The sequence below is a fragment of the Pseudoduganella sp. GW821-FHT11H04 genome, assembly GCF_058807935.1.
The window spans coordinates 520858-539418 of record NZ_JBXARE010000003.1 but is presented as its reverse complement, the minus strand read 5'-3'; the positions used below and the strand labels follow the sequence as shown (position 1 = coordinate 539418).

Here is an 18561-nt window from a genome sequence, read left to right as displayed (position 1 = left end):
CGATCATGTTTTCGCCTATCCTGAGATTAGTGCCTTAGCGAAAGGTTGCTCCGTGGTTTCCCTGAATTCCATCAATTCGCTGCAAACTGCCGTAGCCTCGGCCCAACGTAAGGTCCAGCAAGACCGCGACCAGGTCGCGCAGGACGAAGACCGGCTGGACGCCAGCCGCTCGCAACTGCAGCTCGACAACCAAACCCTTACCAAGTCCCAGCAAGACAGCACACGCGCCCAAGCCGCCGCGACGCCATCCCTGAAAGCTCCTCGCCTGGACAGCGCCATCGAACAGCGCGTCCCTTCCGGCTTGCTGCCTCAGTCACCTACCGTCAATACGCTAGGCCAGACTATCGGCAAACTTATTCATGTCGCAGCCTGAGTCGTCCCCTCTTTTTACAGATTCAATGTGACAGGGAATTACTTCCCGCCTCCAACTCGTCGAGGGCTTCTTTTGCCTGTGAAATTCCGCCCTTGGCCGCAATACGATAAAAGATCTTTGCGCGCTCGATATCACGGGCGGTTCCGCGTCCATCTTCCAAACACATGCCAAGGTAATAGGCTGCAGAAGGAACACCATTCGTTGACGCCATCATCAGCATACGGAAAGCATCTTCGTCTCGGTCTCCGTCATCGAACAGCAGCTGACCGAAAGCTGCGTTCGCAAGTACATGGCCACGGCTGGCAGCCTTCTCAACCCATTTCCTCGCTTCCGCCGTATTTTTTTCAATGCCAGCGCCAAGGAACAGAAGCCTCGCCAATTGAAACTGGGATTCGGGACTTCCTTCTTCCGCAGCTACCCGGAATCCAACGGCAGCCTCGGCATAATCTTTTTTCGCGAGCTTTTCCAGCGCTCGTCGTTCGTCCGGCAGCATCTCTTCACCCTCTTCGAGGGTCCAGATGTATTTCATGATTTGCCAGCCGACTGTCGGCTTTCCGTCAATTATCGCGGGAGTAAAGCGGCATTTCTCTATGCCGTTTCGCGCCGCGTTATCAAGCAACTCGAAACCACTCGACTCGAGAATTTTGCTCTCTGCGACTTTACCTTCGGCATCAATTAAGAATGACAAGGTAACAGCACCGGTTTGTTCTTTGCGTAAGGCCTCTCTAGGCCATTCCGGCTTGACGCAGGTCTCGAACCTGACCATCGCAGGCACTTTCTTGACGGGCGGCGGGGACTGCACAGTAATGGGCGTCTGCGCCATCGCCGTGCCGATCGCCAAAAATGCCATTGATAGTGCTATTGTCAGTTTTTTCATGCCGCAATTCTAAAGGCCCAATTGGCCATTGCGCGAGAAATTGCTGGTACGGTTTCATGGCATCCTCCACCAGGGGCCCGTGGCTTGCGGCTGGGCGATATTGAGGGCTTCGCCGATCATCGGCGTTGCCAGGGTTTGACCACGGGCTTCGGCCAGGGCTGTGATTTGTTCGAAGGGGTCGTCCCAGCTGTGCATGGCCAAGTCGAAAGTGCCGTTGTGGATCGGCAGCATGACTTTGCCGCGCAGGTCGATGTGGGCCTGCATGGTTTCCTTCGGCTGCATGTGGATGTCGGGCCATTTCGGGTCGTAGGCGCCGGTTTCCATCAGGGTCAGGTCGAAGGGGCCGAACTTGTCGCCGATTTCCTTGAAACCCTTGAAGTAGCCGGTATCGCCGCTGAAGAACACGCGCAGGTCGTCGCTTTCGATCACCCACGATCCCCACAGCGTCTTGTTGCCGTCCCACAGCGTGCGGCCGGAGAAGTGCTGGGCCGGGGTGGCGGTCAGCTTCAGGCTGCCGGCCGACACCGATTCCCACCAGCCCAGCTGCCGCACCTTGTCCACTGGCACGCCCCAGGACACCAGGGTGTCGCCCACGCCTAGCGGCGCCAGGAAGTATTCGGTCTTATCCGCCAACTGACGGATGGCGGCGTAGTCGAGGTGATCGTAGTGGTTATGCGACAGGATCACGCCCTTGATCGGAGGCAGTTCGGCGATGCTGATCGGAGGCGCATGGAAGCGCGCCGGGCCTGCCCACTGCACCGGCGAAGCGCGCTTGGAGAACACCGGATCGGTCAGCCAGAACTCGCCATTTAGCTTCATCAGGATAGTCGAATGGCCCAGGCGGTACAGGGTATTGTCAGGCGCAGCAAGCAATTGCTCGCGAGTGAGCACTTGCACTGGCAAAGCCTGGCCAGGCACGGTATCAGCCGGTTTATTGAAAGTGAAGTCCCAGAAAATCTTCAGCGCCTTGAGAAAGCCTGGCTGCTGGCGCGGCGCTTCATTCCGGTAGGCGGGACGGGTTTCGGTGGCTGTGAAGGTCATGGCAAGCAGGCTCCAAGTAGATGAATTACACTACACAGTGTAGTTTCTGTTTTGGGAAAAGTAAACTACCCGGTGTAAAATATTCTTTATGAACCAAGCCGACAAACTCACCGACCGCAAGCGCGCCGCCATCGTCACGGCCGCCATCGCCGAATTCCGCGCGCGCGGTTTCGAGGCGACCAGCATGGACCGCATCGCGGCCGCCGCCGGCGTCTCCAAGCGCACGGTCTACAACCACTTCCCCAGCAAGGACGATTTGTTCGAGCAGATCCTGCAAGAGCTATGGGACTGCAGCGCGGTGCTGAACGCGATCGGCTACCAGCAAGGCAAACCGCTCAAGCCGCAGCTGATGGAGTTGATGCGCCAGAAGATGGCGATGCTGCGCGACGAATACTTCCTGGACCTGGTGCGGGTGGCGATTGCGGAAGCGATCCACGCGCCGCAGCGTGCAGGCGACATGATGACCAAACTAGGCAAGAAGGAAGAAGGCGTGGCCAGCTTCCTGCGTGCGGCACAGGAAGACAAGGTGCTGAAGGCAGGCGACCCGGCCTTCATGTCGCACATGCTGCAGGGCCAGTTGAAGTCTTTCGCCCTATGGCCTCAGGTAGCCATGGGCAAAACGCCGCTCACGCAGCAGGAACAGGAGGCGGTCATCACCGCCACCGTCGAAATGTTCCTGTCCTACTACGGCATTAATTAAAGCGCACCGCGTACACCGGCGGCAGCGTGGTGGAAATGGTTTGCCAATGGTCGCCGCCATTGCTGGACAGCCAGGCGCCGCCGGTGGTGGACGCCATCAGCAAGGTCTTGCCATCGTCGGCCACCTCCAAGCCATGGCGGTACACCAGGTCGTAGCAGTGCTCTTGCGGCAGGCCGTCGCGCAAGGTGGCGAAGCTGGCGCCGCCATCAGCCGTACGGTTGACGGCCAGCGCCGCTTCCACCGGCACCCGCTGCTGGTCGGCCACTGCAGGCGCGAACCAGGCGGACTTGCCGTCGCGTGGATGCACGGCCACGGCGAATCCGAAACTCGATAGCGGCGCCGTCACCTCTTCCCAGGTCTCGGCATTATTGCGGGACTGCCAGATGCCGTTATGGTGCTGGCACCACAGCACATCCGGTTCGGCTGCGCAGCGCACGATGCGGTGCGGGTCCTGCACCGCGCCCACATCCTGCATATCGGGCGGCATATAGCGCGCTGCCATGCCCTTGGTTTGCAGCTGCCAATTGGAGCCGCCATCGTTCGTCACCCAGGCGCCGCCGCAGGACACGCCCACCAGCACCGACTTGCTGTCGCGCGGATCGACGCAAATGCTGTGGATGCCGGGTACGTCGTAGCCGCCGCCAAACCATTGTGCGCGCTCGGGGACATTCCACAGCGACTCCACCAATTGCCAGCTTTCGCCGCGGTCGTTCGAACGGAACAGGCCTCCGGGCAAGGTGCCGGCCCAGAGCACGCCGGGTTGGTCGGGACCGCCCGCTTCCAGCGACCAGATTTGCTTGAGGGTCCAGTCGATCTTGTCGGTGCTGGATTCCGGCTTGGACGGATAGGCCGGCACCGCGATTTCCTTCCACTCTTCGCTGCCGGCATCTCGCCGGTGCATTTTCGCACCGAAATGGCCCAGATTCAGGCAGGCATACGTGGCGCCGTCGCGCGCATCGTGCAGCACCATCGACACCGGATCGCCGTAGAAGGACTTGCGCTCATCCAGCTGCCATTCGCCATTGCGGTAGGCCAGCTCGAACAAGCCCTTACGGGTTGCAATAAAAGCGCGGTCTGACATGTCATCCTCCGGATAAGGCTTGCAACACGTAGATCTTGGAATCATGGCGCAGCGGTACATCCAGTTCGCTGCGTTTACCATCGATGAACACCACCACGTTGGCGCGCAGGCGGCCTTGGTCGTCCAGCACATACGCGCCCAGGCGCGGATTGACGGCAAAAGCTCCGTCCAGGGCGGCGCGCAAGGTGGCGGCGTCAGTCTCGAGCGTCGGGACCGGCAGGAAGCGTGCTAACTGCTGGGTGAAGATGATCTGGGCCATGGGAAAGCTATTCTAGCGCGCTTTGGCCTACAATAAACCCGTGTGCATAACCGGAGCCACGCATGGGTATCACCCCGCAAGAACTCGAGCTGTTGATGCATGAAGTGGAGCAGGAAGACCCGATCGATTTCGCCGACCTGCCCTTTGATGAACAGGCTTTGCGCGAGCTGGTGGCCAACCATCTGTGCGAAATGGCCGACGCGATGGAGACCTTCAGCGAGGAGGACCGCCGCCTGACATTACTTGCGGTATCAGCCAAGCTGGTGCTGGAAAACCTGGTGCTGCATGTGCAGCTGTTGCGGCGGCACGGCTTGCCGCTCAGTGAGCAAACCGCCGCCCTGCTTTCACGATTGCGTAAGAACCCGGACGCTTAAGCGGCTGCCGCTTGCACCGTCTGCGCCGCCAGCCGCAAGTTGCGCGCCAGTCGCAGCGTGAAGCGGCGCGGGCTGCGGTCCCACGGCGTAAAGCGCGGCAGCTGGAAAAAGTCGGGCGCGTGGCTGGCGCCCCAAGCGGTGGACACTGCCGCCTCGAAACCTAGTTCGCGCACCATTGCTACGTGCTCGGCCTGGTAGTCGGTGCCCGGCTTGCCGTTCGGATAGGCGAACAATGGTACCGGCGCCCCGGTCAACTGTTCCAATGCAGCCTTGCCGGCGGCGATTTCCGCGCGCGCCTCGTCGGCCGGCAGGCGCGCGAGGATCGGGTGGTTGACGGTGTGGCCGCCGATGCCCATGCCGGCGCGGTGCAGCTGGCGCACTTGTTCATCATCCATCATCAACCGCGTCGGCAACGGGCCGCCAGCCAACAGGGCCAATTTGTCGACCTGCTCCTGCCGCTCCGCGATCGGCAGGTATTTGAGCTGGCCGATCAGGGCGCCGATGGCGGCGCGGCGCTCGTCCAGCGTGTTGACCGGGTGGCTGCCCAGGCCCAGGTGGCGCGCATCAAGCACGCCGGCCGGCGCCATGCGCACGGTTTCGATGACGCTGTCATTCCACATGCGGCCGCCGTTCAGGAAACCGGTGGCGATAAAGAAGGTGGCATGCAGGCCATGCTGTTGGAGCAGCGGCAGCGCCACTTCCGCATTGTCGGCATAGCCGTCGTCAAAGGTGATGCAGGCCGCGCGCGCAGGCAGGCGACCCGAGCGCGCCAGGCGCACCGCTTCCAGCAGGGGCAGCACAGTGAAGCGCGATTTGAGCAGCGCCAGCTGCTTATCGAATTCCACGCGGTCCACTTCACCCGGGAACAGCGGGTCGGGCTGCGGAAGTACGCGATGGTAAATCAGGATGGACAAGCCGTGGGCGCCGCCGGGCGAGAGCCAATCCAGCAGGCGGCGTTCCAGCGGACCGGCCAGGGAGTCAAGCCACGGCATCGGCTTCGCTCCTTATCACGGCCTGGCTGGCGCGCTGCGTCAGCTCTTTCTCGACCAGCAAACGTATCGCCACCAGCGCCGCCATCAGGTAATACGGCACGTCGAAATACGCCAGGCTAAGGAAGGCGCCACCCACCATGAAGCCCAACAGCGAAACCTGGATCATGCGCACCATATCGCATGCCCACTGGAGTTCATCCACATAACGCGCGTGTTGCAGCACCCAGGTGCCGGCGCGCCAGGTCATCAAGCCAAGCAGGAGGTACAGGCCAAGGCCCACCCAGCCATGCTCGCCCAGCACCTGGAAATAAATCGAGTGGGCCGCGTGGATATCGTCCGGCACCGGCGCGTAGCGCGAGAAGATTTCACGCGTGTAGACCTCGAAGCTGCCGCCAAACAGCGGGCGATCATTGGCAAGATTGAACGCCATCCTCCAGGCATTGATGCGGCCCATGGCTGAAGCATCCTGCTCATAGCTGTTGATGGTGTCGATGCGCGAGTGCCACTGCTCCGGCATGAACATCAGCGCCAGCGGCACCACGATGGCCAGCACCAGGCCAAGCTTGATCTTGTGCTTGCTCTTCAGCCACATGAAGGCCAGCATGGCTGCCAGCGCCAGCGCCGCGCCGCGCGAATAAGAACCGAGCGAGGCGATCGCGCACAGGCCGATCGACGCCAGCATGGCGCGCTTGCCCCATTTGTTTTCGATCTGGTCCATCAGGTAATACATCAGCGGGATGTTCATTACCAGCGCCAGCGCAATTTCGTTATTGCCGTCGATGAAGGTGCCGGTCGGCCCCCACACGCGGTAGGCGCCGCCGTTCACCAGGGTGAAGATGCCGCCCTTGACGCCGTAGAAGCCGAGCGAAATCACCACGGTCCAGATCAGCCATTTGACGTGTTCGCGGTTCTTCAGCAGCATCAGCACGATCAGCGACATGCCCATGATCTTGAGGACTTTGTTCAGCTGCTCGCCGACCCGGTCGGGGTAGAAGGCGAACAGCGTGCCTAACGTCATCCAGGCGACGAAGGCCAGGAAGGCCCACACCACGCCAGTCATCGGCAGCCGGAAACGCTCGCGGTTGATCAGGATCGACACCATGGTGACCACGGCAATAATCGCGGCGAACGGGAAGGTGCGCGCAAAGCCCCAGCCCTGCATATGCGGATTCATCACGCTGATCCAGATCCAGGCCGCCATGCCGTACGACGGGTTGCGCAGGATGAAGGGCAGCGAGCCAAACACCATCAGGGTAATGAGTACGTCCCTCATGTCGACACCTTGCTGATTACGTAACGGAACTTGCCCGATTTTTCCGGCGCGATTTGCGCCACCTGTTCGACCGCCACTTCAACGCCCGCTCCGAGGCGGGCGCGGAAACCGGCCACGATCTTGTCGCGCAGCGCTTCGTCCAGCGCGCCCTCCAGCACCACTTGCACGTTCGTGTGCTGCAGGCTTTCCTGCACGATCTTGAATGCCTTTACCTGCGGCAGGTCGCGCAGGATGTAGATCAGGGCCAGGCCGTGCATCACGGTGCCGTCCTGCGCCACCAGGAAGTCGGTGGAGCGGCCCTGGATTTCCTTCAGCAGCGGCAAGCCGCGGCCGCAGCGGCATGGCTCGGTATCGAGCACGCCGACGTCGCCGGTGCGGTAGCGGATGAAGGGGAAGTCGCCCGTTGCCAGGTGGGTCACCACGATTTCGCCCGGCGTGCCGCGCGCCACCGGTTGGCCGTCGGCGCCGATGGTTTCCACGATGATGTCCTCGGCCGTGATGTGCATGCCGCCATCAGGGCATTGGTGGGCGATGAAGCCCGCGTCGCGCCCGCCGTAGCCATTGGCCACCGGGCAGCCGAAGGTTTGCTCGATCTGCTGCCGCTGTTCGTCGTACAGGCGCTCGGAGGTGACGAAGGCCACTTTAACACCCAGGTCGTCCATGCGCTGCCCCTTGCCGCGCGCGTAACGTGCGATGTGCGACAGCGCCGACGGATAGCCGAACAGCATGCGCGGGCGGCGCTCGCGGATGGCGTCCACGAAGCCGTCCAGCTTGGGCGCCGACATTTCAAAGGCAGGCAGCAGGCGGGTGCGCATCACGCGGTCGCGCCAGGCGCGCATGCGGTCCTGCGCCCCCAGTTCGATGGGCGAGCCCCACACCACGATTTCCGGGTCGCCGATATCCACGCCCCACCAGCGCGTGGCGCGCCACTTGGCGGCAACGTCGTGGCTGACACGCTCTTTGCCGATGAAGAAAATCAGCGGCTCGCCGCTGGAGCCGCCGGTGTTGAAGCGCGCCAGGCCGACGGCATCTTCCGCCTTCATGCGTTCGCCGGCCTTGCGGATGGTGGCCTTGTCGGTCAGCGGCAGGCGGCGCAGGTCGTCCAGCGATTGCAGGTCGCGCGCCGGGTCGAAGCCCAGCTCGCGGAACAGGTCGCGGTAATACGGCACCTTGGCCTGCACCTTCTGCAATAAAGTGCGCAGGCGTTCAAGCTGCAGCTCGCGCAGGCGGGTTTCGGGCCAATACTGCGATTGCTCCATCTGGCGCCGCACGGATACGCTGCGGTGCTGCTTGAAGCGCTCCTGCAGCGGGAAGATCAGCTTGGATACGAGGGCGGTGTACATCATGTCGGGCTCATTACGCTGCGGTAGACGTCCAGCAGGCGCGGACGTACATTGTGCCAGGTGTATTGCTGCACCTGGTGCAGGCCGGCTTCACGCAGGCTGGCGGCCAGCGCCGGCTCGGCGCACAGGCGCAGCACGGCTTGCGCCATCTGCTCCGGCGCGGCGGCAGGCACCAGCAGCGCGGTGCGGCCGTCTTCCACCAGGTAGGGTACGCCGCCCACATTGGTACTGACAACCGGCACACCGCAGGCCAGCGACTCCAGCACGGAATTGGGCATATTGTCGACCAGGCTGCAGTTCAGCATCATGTCGGCATTGCGGTACAACTGCGCCATGGCGTGGTTGTCGACGCGGCCGGTGAAAGTGACGCGGTCGGCCACGCCCAGCTCGCGCGCCAGGATTTCCAGCTCGGCGCGCTGCGGGCCCGAGCCGGCGATCACCAGGGTGGCGTGCGGCTGCGCGGCGCGCACCAGGGCGAAGGCGCGCAGCGCCGTGGCGTTGTCGTAGATAGGTTCCAAGTTGCGTGCTACCAGCAGGCGCGGGCCCGCGCCCGGCGCGGCGGGAGCGTGATTGAAGCGCTCCAGGTTGATGATGTTGGGTACCACGCTTGCGGCAAAGCCGTATTTGCCGAACACCGCTTCCAGGAAACCGGACGGCACGATCAGCGCATCGGCGCGGGCCAGGCTGGCGCCCACCGCGCGGCGTGAGCGGGACAAGAAGGCATCGGCCTCCCCTCCCCTGTAATTGATTACCACCGGCTTGCCGCGCAGGCGCGCGATCCAGATTGCCGGTGCTGCGAACAAATGCCAGGACCAGCCGGAATTGGCCATCACATGGAAGACCTGAACGCGGCCGGCGGCCGACCACAGCGCGCCAAGGTAGGGCAGCATGCGGAACAGTGCGCGCACGCCTTTCAGCCTGGCCGCCCACGCCGGCTTGTAGGGGGCATTGACCTGGATCGTTTCCACTTCCACGCCTTCACTGCGCAGCAGCGAGGCCAGTTGCAAAGTCTGGTTGGCCATGCCGCCCGAGGGCGGTGGCAGCGGCCCCACCAACCCGACTTTCAGGCGATCCATAGCCGTATCCCTCATGCCGCCACCGCATCGCGTGCGGCGCCGGCGCCAAGCACACTTCCATAGACATGGCGGTAGCGCGCCACGCTGGCGGCCCAGTTGCGCTCAGCTTCCACGAAGCGGCGCCCCTGCAGGCGGAATTCCTGCCATGTGTGCGGCGCATCGAGCAGCGCCAGGACCTTGCTGGCCAGCGCCCGCGGATCTTCCGCCTTAAACAGCACACCGGTGCGGCCGTCCTCGATCAATTCCTTGTGGCCGCCGACATCGGAGGCGGCCATCAGGCGCCCTTGCGCCATCGCTTCCAGCGGCTTGAGCGGCGTCACCAGGTCGGTCAGGCGCATCTTGTGGCGCGGGTAGCACAGCACGTCGACCAGGTCGTAATAGCGCTGCACTTCGCTGTGCGGCACGCGGCCGGTGAACACTACCTGGCCGGCAATACCGAGGCGTTCGGCCTGGGCGCGCAAAGCCTGGTCCTGCGGCCCGCCGCCCACCAGCAGCACGCGCAATTCGGGACGCTGGGCCAGCATGGCCGGCACCGCGTCGAGCAGCAGGTCCAGGCCTTCATAGGCATAGAAGGAGCCGATAAAGCCCAGCACCGTCTTGCCTTCCAGGCCCAGGCTGGCGGCCAGTTGCGGCTCGGGCTGGCCGCCCACCGCGAAGTCCGCGATGTCGACTGCGTTCGGGATCACTTCGATCCTGCTGGCCGGGATGCCGCGCGTGCCGGCGATTTCGGCGCGCAAGCCTTCGCAAATCGTGGTGGCAAAGTCCACGCGCTGCAGGGCCCAGGTTTCCAGCGCGCGCGTCATGCGGTAGCGCAGGCCCCATTCCTTGCTGGTGCCGTGGTCCACCGCTGCGTCTTCCCAGAAGGCGCGGATTTCGTACACCACCGGGATGCCCAGCTTGCGGCCCACGCGCAGCGCAGCGACGGCGTTCAGGGCCGGCGAATGGGCGTGCAGCACGTCCGGCTTGACCTCTTTCGCAACTTCCAGCAGGCGTGCGGCCAGGGCGTCGATGACGGCCACCTGGTTCAGTACCGGCAGTTTCGCCATCAGGCCCGTTGCAGGTTGGGTGCGGAAGAAGTCCAGGCCGTCCACGGTTTCGCGCAGCACGTCGACCTTACCTTGTTTCGGGCCGGTGATATGGAAAGTCTGCCAGCCCAGCGCACGCTGTTCGCGCAGGATGGAGCGTGTGCGGAAGGTATAGCCGCTGTGCAGCGGAATCGAGTGATCGAGAACGTGGAGGATGCGGATGCTCATGCTGCCATTTCCTTGCGCAGGAAGGCTTCGAACATCAGCACCGTCCAAATCGGGGCGCTGTAATCGCGGCGACCGCTCAAATGCTGCTCCACCATCTGGCGCAGGAACTGCTGGTTGAAGATGCCGGTGGCAGCCAGGTTTGGGCCCAGCAAGGCTTGTTGCACGCGCTCGCGCAACGGGCCGCGGAACCATGCTGCAAGGGGCACCGCAAAGCCTTGCTTCTTGCGGTACAGGATATCTTCCGGCAGGTATTTCTCCATCGCCTTCTTGAAGATGTATTTGCCCTCGCTGCCGCGCAGCTTCATTTCCGGCGGCAAGCCGGAAATCCACTCCACCAGCTTGTGGTCCAGCAGCGGCACCCGCACTTCCAGCGCGTGCGCCATCGAGGCGCGGTCCACCTTGGTCAGGATATCGCCCGGCAGGTAGGTCTTCATGTCCAGGTACTGGATCATCGACAGCGGATCGTCGGTCGGCGACTTGTCCGCATGGCCGCGCATCACCTCGATGGCGCGGTAGCCTTGCAGCTGCTGGCGGAACTTGTCCGAGAACAGCTGCGCACGCATCGCGTCGGACATGATCGAGACGCCGTGGAAATAGCCTTCCACCAGGTCGCGCGACAACGCTTCGAAGGTAGTCTTGGCGCGGAACACGCGCGGCGCCCAGTCGGCCTTCGGGTACAAGCGGCCCAGGGTGCCGAACACCGGCTTGCGCAGGCCGTGCGGGATGCGTCCGCGCACGCTCTCCTCCGCCATCGCATAGCGGTAGCGGCGGTAGCCGGCCAGGTTCTCGTCGCCGCCGTCGCCGGACAGGGCCACCGTCACGCGCTTGCGCGCCAGCTGGCACACGCGGTAGGTCGGGATGGCGGAGCTGTCGGCATACGGTTCATCGTACAGGCCGGCCAGGGTGTCGAGCAGGCCGTAGTCGTCGGTGTCGACGGTTTCGACGAAGTGATCGGTCTTGTACTGCTGCGCGACCTTCTGCGCATATTCGGATTCGTCGAAAGCCTTGTCCTTGAAGGCGATCGAGCAGGTGTGTACCGGGCCGTCGCCAAGGCCTGCCATCATCGCCACCACGGCGGAGGAATCGACGCCGCCGGACAGGAAAGCGCCCAGCGGCACTTCCGCCACCAGACGGATCTTCACCGCTTCGCGCAGGCGCTCAACCAGCTCGCCCTGGGCGTCGCTCTCGGTCATCTTTTCGTGCAGCTTGAACGGCACGTCCCAGAACTGCTCGGGCTGGGCCAATGGCGCGCCGACTTTCTGGGTCAGGCGGAAGCCCGGCGACAGTTTGAGCGCGCCCTTGTAAATGGTCTTCGGCTCCGGTACATAACCGTAGGCGAAGTAGTCTTCCACGGCGCGCGGATCGATCTCGCGCGGCAGCGACGGATGCATGCGCAGCGCCTTCAATTCGGAGCTGAAAGCGAACCAGCCGTCCGGAGTCATGGCGTAGAACAGCGGCTTGACGCCCAGGCGGTCGCGCGCCAGGAACATCACCTGCTTGTTGCGGTCCCACAGGCCGATGGCGAACATGCCGCGGAAGTGGTGCACGCAATCCTCGCCCCATTGCTCCCAGGCGTGCACGATGACTTCGGTGTCGCTCTTGGTCTTGAATGTATGGCCCAGTTCTTTCAGCTCAGCGGTCAATTCGCGGTAGTTGTAGATTTCGCCGTTGTAGCAGACCATGACGCTGCCATCCTCGTTGCCGAGCGGCTGCTGGCCCATGGCGATGTCGATCACCGACAGGCGGCGGTGGCCGAAGCCAATGCCTGGTTCGATATAGGTGTCGCCCTCGTCGGGTCCGCGATGGTGCTGGGTGTCGTTCATGCGGCGCAGCAGCGCCTCGTCGACCGCGCGCCCGCCGCGCGCATCCATGATCCCTGTTATTCCGCACATGATGGTACTGGCCTTCTTATTTTGAGCTTGCGTTCGCACAAGCTGTCGTACATGTCCTGGTAGGCGGCCACCATGGCCGGCATGCTGTATTTGCGCAGCACCTTGTCGCGGCCCGCCTGGCCGTGGCGGCGCGCAAGAGCCGGCGCCTCCACATAGTGTTTCAGCGCCGACGCCATGGCTGCCGCATTCGATGCCGGCACGAGCTGGCCGGTGATACCGTTGTCGATCACTTCCGGGATGCCGCCTACGCGCGTGCCCACGATGGGCAGGCCGCTGGCCATGGCTTCCAGCGCGGAGCCGGGTGTGCCTTCTGCGATCGACGACATGGCAAAGATATCGAAGCTGCGCAGGATTTCCGGCACGTCGTTGCGCGCGCCCGGCAGCCACACCACGTCGGCCGCGCCGGCAGCTGCCACCTTATCGCGCAGCTTTTGCAGCAGCGGCCCGTCGCCGACGATGGCAAGGCGCAGCTTTTCACGGTACTGCGGCATGAGCTCGCGCAGCAGCAGGAAGGCGTCGACCAGGGTGGCGTGGTCTTTCACGTCCTGCGCGCGGCCGACGGTGCCGATCACCACCTCGCCGTTATTGAAGAAGGGGCGCGCTTCGCCATCGCGGCGTACGCGGAAGCGTTCCGCATCGGTGCCGTTGGCCAGCATGCGGCTCTTATCCTTCGATACGCCGATCACGTCACGGTTCCACTTTTCCATGGCGGCCGAATTGGCGTAGCACACGTCGTAGAAAGGCAGCATCAGGCGGCGCAGGAAATTATGTTTGCGGTTGCTGCCGTCCGGGTCGGTGTGGTCGCGGCCATGGGCGCCGTTCACGCGCACCGGCACGCCGGCCAGCAGTGCAGCCGGTGCATATTCGATGGCCGAGAAGTTATAGCTATGCAGCACAGTGGGCTGCATCTGGCGCAGCAGGCGCCATAGCGCGGCATGCGTGGCAAGCGAGAGGCCGGGCTGTTTTTCCAGGGAACAGACGGTGACGCCAGGCCGGTTGATGCGCTTCACGAACTCAGGGTTGATGCGCGTCAGGCATACGATGGCGTGGCGATAGCGCTCGGCCGGCATGCGGTTGATGCGCTCCACCATGAGGTTTTCCATGCCGCCAAAATCAAGCGTATACGTCAGGTGGACGATGAGAGGAATGTCGTTCATGGCAAGAATCAGGGACGCCGGGTACTGGCCAGGGTTTGCTCCAGTGGCTTCAGGTTGCTGTCCAGGAAGGCACGCAAGGCAGTGCGCGCCACGGCTGGGTCTTCATCGTAGGGCGAGAATACCATTACGGCAGCACCGTCACCGCTGCCCGCCAGTAATTTCGCCTGCGCTTGTAACAATTTGCCAACATAGTTGCTGCTAGTCATGCTGCCATTGACCCAGTACCACTGCCACACCAGCAGGCGCCGTCCTTCCACGCCGAGCAGGGCTTCGCGCACGGCCATGTGGTGGCCGGCGAAGTTCTCGTCGCGCAGGGCGCTGCTGTTTTCGCGGAATTCATTCTTGTTCATGCCGATGCGATTGGTGGAGCTGACCAGCTTGGCGCCGCCCGGGGTGTCGCGGTAGAACAGCACGGTCACGCCAACCGGCTGCTTGCCGGCAAAGCTCTTGCGCAAGGTAGTCGTAGCGGCCGGGAAGTCCGGTTCCCACGCAGTGAACTCTTCGCCAGCGGGCGTCGGCGAGGCCAGCGCCAGCGTGACGGGCGCAGCCTGCGGGCCGGCCTGGTCGACACGGCCTGCCACGGCCGGCCATACTGCCAGCACGGCCAGGACCGCAACGGCGCCACCGGCCAGTGAACGCATTGGCAGCGGCAGCAGTGGAACCGCCGTGGCCGAAGCAGCGGCGGCAGCTTGGTGGTCTTCGCGCCAGAAACCGCCAATCCAGAACAGCAGCAGCATCACGATGCCGAAGAACACCCAGCCGTAAATCAGGTGGTCGACGCCGACTGCCATGGTCATGCCGCTCAGGTGCCCCATCATCACGATCATATAGGCGCGCAGGCCGTTGGCCACCAGCGGCACAATCACCGAGGCCAGCACGAAGGCGGCGCGGCGCCACGCGGTGCGATAGCTCAGGTAGGCAAACAGGCAGCCCAGGGTGATCGAGGAAATCAGGTAGCGCAGGCCGCTGCACGCTTCCACCACCGACCAATTGCCGGTCGGGATGGAGAAGCTATTGCCGTCGCGCAGGACCGGGATGCCCGTCAAGCGCAAAGCATCGATGGTGAAATTGGCGGTCATGTCGATCAGCGGCGGGATCAAGCCCTCGCCTACCGGTACCGCGAACAGGATGAAGAACAGCGGGAACAGCAGGGCCCAGGCGATGCGCTTGCCCAGCACCGCCATCACCGTCAACGGCAACATGAAGGCCAGCGCATACTGACGCACGATGCCCACTTCGACCAGGTCGGCCAACAGCCAGGCGGCGCCGCAGGCGGCCAATCCCAGCAAGGCAGGCCAGTAAGGTTGCAGCGGCAGTTGCGCCAGCGCGGCGCGTTGGCGCCACACCAGCCACAGGCTGATCGGCAGGATCAGGAAGCCGTGCGCGAAAGTTTCGGAGCGATGCCAGATGCTGGCCAGGTCCAGCGCGGTCGCATGGAACACCAGCAGCGGCAGCAACATGACCAGCGCCACCAGCAGCGCATTGCGCGCTCCTGCTTGCGGCGCGGGCGCCTCGACTGCCGCGGCAGCCGGTCCGGAGGAAGGTAGGGTATTCATGCGGTCGTCCACAGGGCTGGGGCTGGCGCAGTAGCTGGCGCAGCCTGGGTTTCGATCATTCGGTCCAACGGCGACAGCCGGGCGTCCCAGCTGTAAGCCGACAGCACGCGCTCACGTGCCGCCTGGCCCAGCGCATCCAGCGCCGCTTGCGGGCCGGCCAGCGCTTGCGTCGCGGCGTCTATCCATTGCTGCGCATCTGCGGCCAGCAGCAGTTCGCGGCCGACTTCAGCCTCGATGCCTTCCAGCGCCTGAGGCGTGACCAGGATCGGGCGCGCCATGGCCATCGCTTCCAGTACTTTGTTCTGGATGCCGCGCGCCACACGCAGCGGAGCCACTGACAGGGTAGCGTGCGCCACGTAGGCGCGTACGTCGGGCACGGTGCCGGTCACGGTGATGCCGGGCTGGCTGGCGAGCGCCTGCACTTCGGCCGCCGGTCGGGCGCCGACGATCACAAAGCGCACGGCCGGGTCGCGCGCGCGCAAGGCCGGCAGCACTTCGGCGGCGAACCATTGCACGGCGTCGATATTCGGCCAGTAGTCCATGGCGCCGCAGAACACCAGCGCTTTCTCGCCGGCGGCATATGGATTGGCATAGTCATTCGGCGCAAAGAAAGCGGTATCAACGCCGTTGCTGAAACTGCCGATGCGCGCGGCGCTTTCCGGCGCCAGGCTGCGGAACAGCTGCGCTTCAGGCTCGGATACGAACAGCGAGGCATCGAAACTGGCGGCAATCTCGCGCTCATAGCGCAGCAGGCGGCTCGCTTCATAGCTGAATACCATGCTGGCAGGCCATACCTTGCGCTCGGCATACTGGCGCCATTTGTCGGAATCGACGTCGACGAAATCAATCACGCGGCGCGCTTGCGGCCAGGCGTCGGCATACTGCGCCATTGGCGAAGAGAACACCACGATGCGGCCGATGCCATGCTGCCGCATCGTGCCGTCGACCCAGCGCTGCATGCCGGCGTTGCGGTAATAGTCGTAGGACAGCGAGCGGTTGCGCAGCAGCGCGCCCAGGCTGCGCACGCGCGCGGCGCGCGGTGCAAGGCCGACGAAATGAGTCGAGGCGCAGATCTCCTGCAGCACCGGCACGTGCTGCCAGTCGTCCGGGTCGTCGACGAAGGTCGCCAGGTGCACGCGATAGCGTTGCGCCAGGTGCTTGAGCAGGTGCCAGGAACGGATCTTGTCGCCCTTATTGGGCGGATAGGGCATACGATGCACCAATAACAGCAGGTCTTCCACGATTTATCCCAGGTGCTTGACGATGAATGGGCCGAGCGCATTGGCCAGCGGGATCGGCATCGTCTTCCACAGCTTGATGAAGAGCTGGAATTTCGGATTGAGCGGGTTCACGTCGGGCATGGTGTCGGAAGCGAACAGCTGGTATTCGTAAGGAATCGGCTGGGCGGTGAAGCCCCAGTTCTTCTTGAAGTCGAAAGCGCCGGTGCCCTTCTTGCTGCGGCCGAAATCAAATACGCGGTAGCCCTTGGCGGCGGAAGCCTGCATCAGGTTCCAGTACATGAAGTCATTGCCGGCAACGTCGCGTGCAATGTCCATGCCGCCGCCGTAATAAGGCAGCACTTCGTCGCGGAAGAAGAAACTCAGTACGGCGGCCACCAATTTGCCGTCCTGCTGGATGACGCGCACTTCGCAGTCGTCCTTGAACACTTCCTTCAGCATGGCGAAGTATTTTTTCGGGAAGACCGGGGTGCCGAGGCGATGCACGCTATGCGCATAGGCGGTAAACATGCGATCGACATTATCGTCCACCACGCCTTCGAGATTGCACTTGATGCCCTTGCGCACCATCGCGCGCTGCTTGCGCGGAATGGCGTTCATATTGGCTTCGTCGTCGCTGCTGATCTCTTTGCGGAAAGTGTAGTACAGGTCCTTGCCTTGCCACCTCGGATCGTTCGGGTGGGCGGGCGCGTAGTTGCGGTATTCGAGGTGGCCGACGTTCAGCGAGGCGGCCAGTTCTTCGGCGGCCTGGTCGAGCAGCTTGCGGGCGGTGTCGGTGGTCGCGGCCACGCCGCCATAGACGCAGAAAGGCAAGGACGCGAGGTAGTGGCCGAACATGCGGCTTTTCATGCGCGCCAGCGGCAGCACGCCGGTGATCACGCCGCCCTCTTCAACGTAGAAGAACCAGGTTTGCTTGCCGTAGCATTGCTCGAGGATGGTTTGCCAGCCGGCGCGGTGGAAGAAGGTGGCTTCGGGGCAGGCTTGGATGAAGGCGTCCCAGCGGGCGCGTTCTTCGGCGCCTGTTCCTAGCAGTTGGACTAAAACCGGTAACCCGGTGTCAGGCACAAGAGCCTGACACCCGTCCGCGGCGGCCGCGTGGCAAGTGTCAGGCTCTTGTGCCTGACACTGGTTTGCCGGTTTTCCGGCTGCGACCGCTAATGCAGTCGCAGCTTCCGCTTCCGCCTTGGCCCGCGCTGCGCGTCGTTCCGCAGCCGCTTCAATAATCGACGTCATGGCTGCCCCAGGAAAATACGATCCATGCGGTCCCACGCGAAATCGCGCGTCAAAGCCCTGATGCGCGACTCCATGCGGTGCAGGTTGACGTAATGCCGGAAGCGCGTCTTCAGCCCCAGTCCTTCAGGCCGCGGCTGGCCCGGGTCGAGTTCCCACGGATGGCAGTAGAAAATCGCCGCCTGCCCATCTTCCTTGTTCACGCGGCGCATCATGGCGCGCGACAGCGCATAAGGCAGCAGGCGGAAATAGCCGCCGCCGCCCGCGGGCAAGTTGCGCTGGCCGATACGCACCGTGGTGATCGGCACTTCCAGTAATCCCTGCTCGCCATTCGGATGGAAGGCAAAGCGCGGCGCGTCCGGCATGCCGTAGTGGTCATGCGCAATCGGATAAATCGAGGAGCTGTAGCGGTAGCCCGCCTCCTGCAGCGCATCCAGCGCCCACAGGTTACCGGGGCCGATGGAAAAGCTCGGCGCGCGATAACCGATTACCTGCTGGCCGCCGATATCCTCGAGGATCTCCTTGCTGCTCGAGATGTCTTCCATGAACTGCTCGCGCGACTGGTCGGAGGCGCGCAGGTGGCCGTAGCCGTGGCTGGCCAGTTCGTGGCCGCCGGCCACGATACGCCGCACCATCTCCGGATAGCGCTCGGCGATCCAGCCCAGGGTGAAGAAGGTCCCCTTGGCATTACCCGCCTCCAGGATGGACAGCACGCGGTCGATATTCGCTTCTACGCGGCACTCGCGCTGCGGCCAGCTTTCGCGGCTGATATGCGGCGCGAACGCCGACACCTGGAAGTAGTCTTCCACATCGATGGTCATCGCATTGCGTACTGCCGTACCCATG

At 63.5% G+C, this 18561-nt stretch carries 18 protein-coding genes; 3 read left to right on the top strand and 15 right to left on the bottom strand.

Annotation, left to right across the window (positions count from 1 at the left end; genetic code table 11):
- The first annotated feature begins 52 nt into the window (after positions 1 to 52).
- Positions 53 to 373 (top strand): hypothetical protein, encoded by a 321-nt coding sequence (locus tag AC1RTP_RS09560; RefSeq protein ID WP_498606880.1) that lies wholly within the window; start codon positions 53 to 55, stop codon positions 371 to 373.
- Positions 374 to 395: 22 nt separating this feature from the next.
- On the opposite strand, the gene AC1RTP_RS09555 is transcribed toward AC1RTP_RS09560, so the two are convergent.
- Entirely contained in the window at positions 396 to 1250 is an 855-nt protein-coding gene (locus AC1RTP_RS09555) for a TonB family protein (protein WP_498606878.1), read from the bottom strand.
- A 54-nt stretch (positions 1251 to 1304) separates the two neighbouring features.
- Complete coding sequence (locus AC1RTP_RS09550) at positions 1305 to 2291, bottom strand: MBL fold metallo-hydrolase (protein WP_498606877.1); 987 nt, start codon at positions 2289 to 2291, stop codon at positions 1305 to 1307.
- 88 nt (positions 2292 to 2379) lie between these two features.
- On the opposite strand from AC1RTP_RS09550, the gene AC1RTP_RS09545 reads away from it, so the two are divergent.
- Entirely contained in the window at positions 2380 to 2991 is a 612-nt protein-coding gene (locus tag AC1RTP_RS09545) for a TetR/AcrR family transcriptional regulator (RefSeq protein ID WP_498606875.1), read from the top strand.
- On the opposite strand, the gene AC1RTP_RS09540 is transcribed toward AC1RTP_RS09545, so the two are convergent.
- Both AC1RTP_RS09540 and AC1RTP_RS09535 read right to left on the bottom strand, forming a co-directional pair.
- Complete coding sequence (locus AC1RTP_RS09540) at positions 2984 to 4072, bottom strand: WD40/YVTN/BNR-like repeat-containing protein (protein ID WP_498606872.1); 1089 nt, start codon at positions 4070 to 4072, stop codon at positions 2984 to 2986. The genes AC1RTP_RS09545 and AC1RTP_RS09540 overlap by 8 nt on opposite strands.
- 1 nt (position 4073) lies before the next feature.
- Positions 4074 to 4331, bottom strand: a complete 258-nt coding sequence (locus AC1RTP_RS09535; protein WP_498606871.1) for a ubiquitin family protein — start codon at positions 4329 to 4331, stop codon at positions 4074 to 4076.
- A gap of 62 nt (positions 4332 to 4393) precedes the next feature.
- Between AC1RTP_RS09535 and AC1RTP_RS09530 the strand changes: the two genes are divergently transcribed.
- Positions 4394 to 4705, top strand: coding sequence for a hypothetical protein (locus AC1RTP_RS09530; protein ID WP_498606869.1), 312 nt, complete (start codon positions 4394 to 4396; stop codon positions 4703 to 4705).
- On the opposite strand, the gene AC1RTP_RS09525 is transcribed toward AC1RTP_RS09530, so the two are convergent.
- From AC1RTP_RS09525 to AC1RTP_RS09475, 11 genes are read right to left on the bottom strand one after another with little or no spacing between them, the layout of a single operon-like run.
- A complete protein-coding gene (locus AC1RTP_RS09525) occupies positions 4702 to 5697 on the bottom strand; it encodes a polysaccharide deacetylase family protein (protein ID WP_498606868.1) in 996 nt (331 codons plus the stop codon). The two genes, AC1RTP_RS09530 and AC1RTP_RS09525, sit on opposite strands and share 4 nt — an antisense overlap.
- Positions 5684 to 6970 (bottom strand): putative O-glycosylation ligase, exosortase A system-associated, encoded by a 1287-nt coding sequence (locus AC1RTP_RS09520; RefSeq protein WP_498606866.1) that lies wholly within the window; start codon positions 6968 to 6970, stop codon positions 5684 to 5686. The genes AC1RTP_RS09525 and AC1RTP_RS09520 overlap by 14 nt, the downstream gene beginning before the upstream one ends.
- Positions 6967 to 8316, bottom strand: a complete 1350-nt coding sequence (locus AC1RTP_RS09515) for a phenylacetate--CoA ligase family protein (protein WP_498606863.1) — start codon at positions 8314 to 8316, stop codon at positions 6967 to 6969. Before AC1RTP_RS09515 ends, AC1RTP_RS09520 begins: the two co-directional genes overlap by 4 nt.
- A complete protein-coding gene (locus AC1RTP_RS09510) occupies positions 8313 to 9389 on the bottom strand; it encodes a glycosyltransferase family 4 protein (RefSeq protein WP_498606861.1) in 1077 nt (358 codons plus the stop codon). Before AC1RTP_RS09510 ends, AC1RTP_RS09515 begins: the two co-directional genes overlap by 4 nt.
- Before the next feature lie 11 nt (positions 9390 to 9400).
- On the bottom strand, positions 9401 to 10636 hold the full coding sequence (locus AC1RTP_RS09505) for a TIGR04063 family PEP-CTERM/XrtA system glycosyltransferase (RefSeq protein WP_498607159.1): 1236 nt from the start codon (positions 10634 to 10636) through the stop codon (positions 9401 to 9403).
- A 2-nt stretch (positions 10637 to 10638) separates the two neighbouring features.
- Positions 10639 to 12534: an XrtA/PEP-CTERM system amidotransferase gene (locus AC1RTP_RS09500; protein ID WP_498606859.1), complete on the bottom strand. Its 1896-nt coding sequence runs from the start codon at positions 12532 to 12534 to the stop codon at positions 10639 to 10641.
- Entirely contained in the window at positions 12522 to 13691 is a 1170-nt protein-coding gene (locus tag AC1RTP_RS09495) for a TIGR03088 family PEP-CTERM/XrtA system glycosyltransferase (RefSeq protein ID WP_498606857.1), read from the bottom strand. The genes AC1RTP_RS09500 and AC1RTP_RS09495 overlap by 13 nt, the downstream gene beginning before the upstream one ends.
- An 8-nt stretch (positions 13692 to 13699) precedes the next feature.
- On the bottom strand, positions 13700 to 15247 hold the full coding sequence (xrtA, locus tag AC1RTP_RS09490; protein WP_498606855.1) for an exosortase A: 1548 nt from the start codon (positions 15245 to 15247) through the stop codon (positions 13700 to 13702).
- Entirely contained in the window at positions 15244 to 16488 is a 1245-nt protein-coding gene (locus AC1RTP_RS09485; RefSeq protein WP_498606852.1) for a TIGR03087 family PEP-CTERM/XrtA system glycosyltransferase, read from the bottom strand. Before AC1RTP_RS09485 ends, xrtA begins: the two co-directional genes overlap by 4 nt.
- Before the next feature lie 3 nt (positions 16489 to 16491).
- Positions 16492 to 17718 (bottom strand): FemAB family XrtA/PEP-CTERM system-associated protein, encoded by a 1227-nt coding sequence (locus AC1RTP_RS09480; RefSeq protein WP_498606849.1) that lies wholly within the window; start codon positions 17716 to 17718, stop codon positions 16492 to 16494.
- Entirely contained in the window at positions 17715 to 18560 is an 846-nt protein-coding gene (locus AC1RTP_RS09475; protein WP_498606847.1) for an XrtA system polysaccharide deacetylase, read from the bottom strand. The genes AC1RTP_RS09480 and AC1RTP_RS09475 overlap by 4 nt, the downstream gene beginning before the upstream one ends.
- Position 18561 lies beyond the last annotated feature (1 nt).

Bases quoted from the DNA above. Each gene is read 5' to 3' on its own strand.
- AC1RTP_RS09555 (WP_498606878.1), bottom strand. From the start codon at position 1,250: ATGAAAAAACTGACAATAGCACTATCAATGGCATTTTTGGCGATCGGC.
- AC1RTP_RS09550 (WP_498606877.1), bottom strand. From the start codon at position 2,291: ATGACCTTCACAGCCACCGAAACCCGTCCCGCCTACCGGAATGAAGCG.
- AC1RTP_RS09545 (WP_498606875.1), top strand. From the start codon at position 2,380: ATGAACCAAGCCGACAAACTCACCGACCGCAAGCGCGCCGCCATCGTC.
- AC1RTP_RS09540 (WP_498606872.1), bottom strand. From the start codon at position 4,072: ATGTCAGACCGCGCTTTTATTGCAACCCGTAAGGGCTTGTTCGAGCTG.
- AC1RTP_RS09535 (WP_498606871.1), bottom strand. From the start codon at position 4,331: ATGGCCCAGATCATCTTCACCCAGCAGTTAGCACGCTTCCTGCCGGTC.
- AC1RTP_RS09530 (WP_498606869.1), top strand. From the start codon at position 4,394: ATGGGTATCACCCCGCAAGAACTCGAGCTGTTGATGCATGAAGTGGAG.
- AC1RTP_RS09525 (WP_498606868.1), bottom strand. From the start codon at position 5,697: ATGCCGTGGCTTGACTCCCTGGCCGGTCCGCTGGAACGCCGCCTGCTG.
- AC1RTP_RS09520 (WP_498606866.1), bottom strand. From the start codon at position 6,970: ATGAGGGACGTACTCATTACCCTGATGGTGTTTGGCTCGCTGCCCTTC.
- AC1RTP_RS09515 (WP_498606863.1), bottom strand. From the start codon at position 8,316: ATGATGTACACCGCCCTCGTATCCAAGCTGATCTTCCCGCTGCAGGAG.
- AC1RTP_RS09510 (WP_498606861.1), bottom strand. From the start codon at position 9,389: ATGGATCGCCTGAAAGTCGGGTTGGTGGGGCCGCTGCCACCGCCCTCG.
- AC1RTP_RS09500 (WP_498606859.1), bottom strand. From the start codon at position 12,534: ATGTGCGGAATAACAGGGATCATGGATGCGCGCGGCGGGCGCGCGGTC.
- AC1RTP_RS09495 (WP_498606857.1), bottom strand. From the start codon at position 13,691: ATGAACGACATTCCTCTCATCGTCCACCTGACGTATACGCTTGATTTT.
- xrtA (WP_498606855.1), bottom strand. From the start codon at position 15,247: ATGAATACCCTACCTTCCTCCGGACCGGCTGCCGCGGCAGTCGAGGCG.
- AC1RTP_RS09480 (WP_498606849.1), bottom strand. From the start codon at position 17,718: ATGACGTCGATTATTGAAGCGGCTGCGGAACGACGCGCAGCGCGGGCC.
- AC1RTP_RS09475 (WP_498606847.1), bottom strand. From the start codon at position 18,560: ATGGGTACGGCAGTACGCAATGCGATGACCATCGATGTGGAAGACTAC.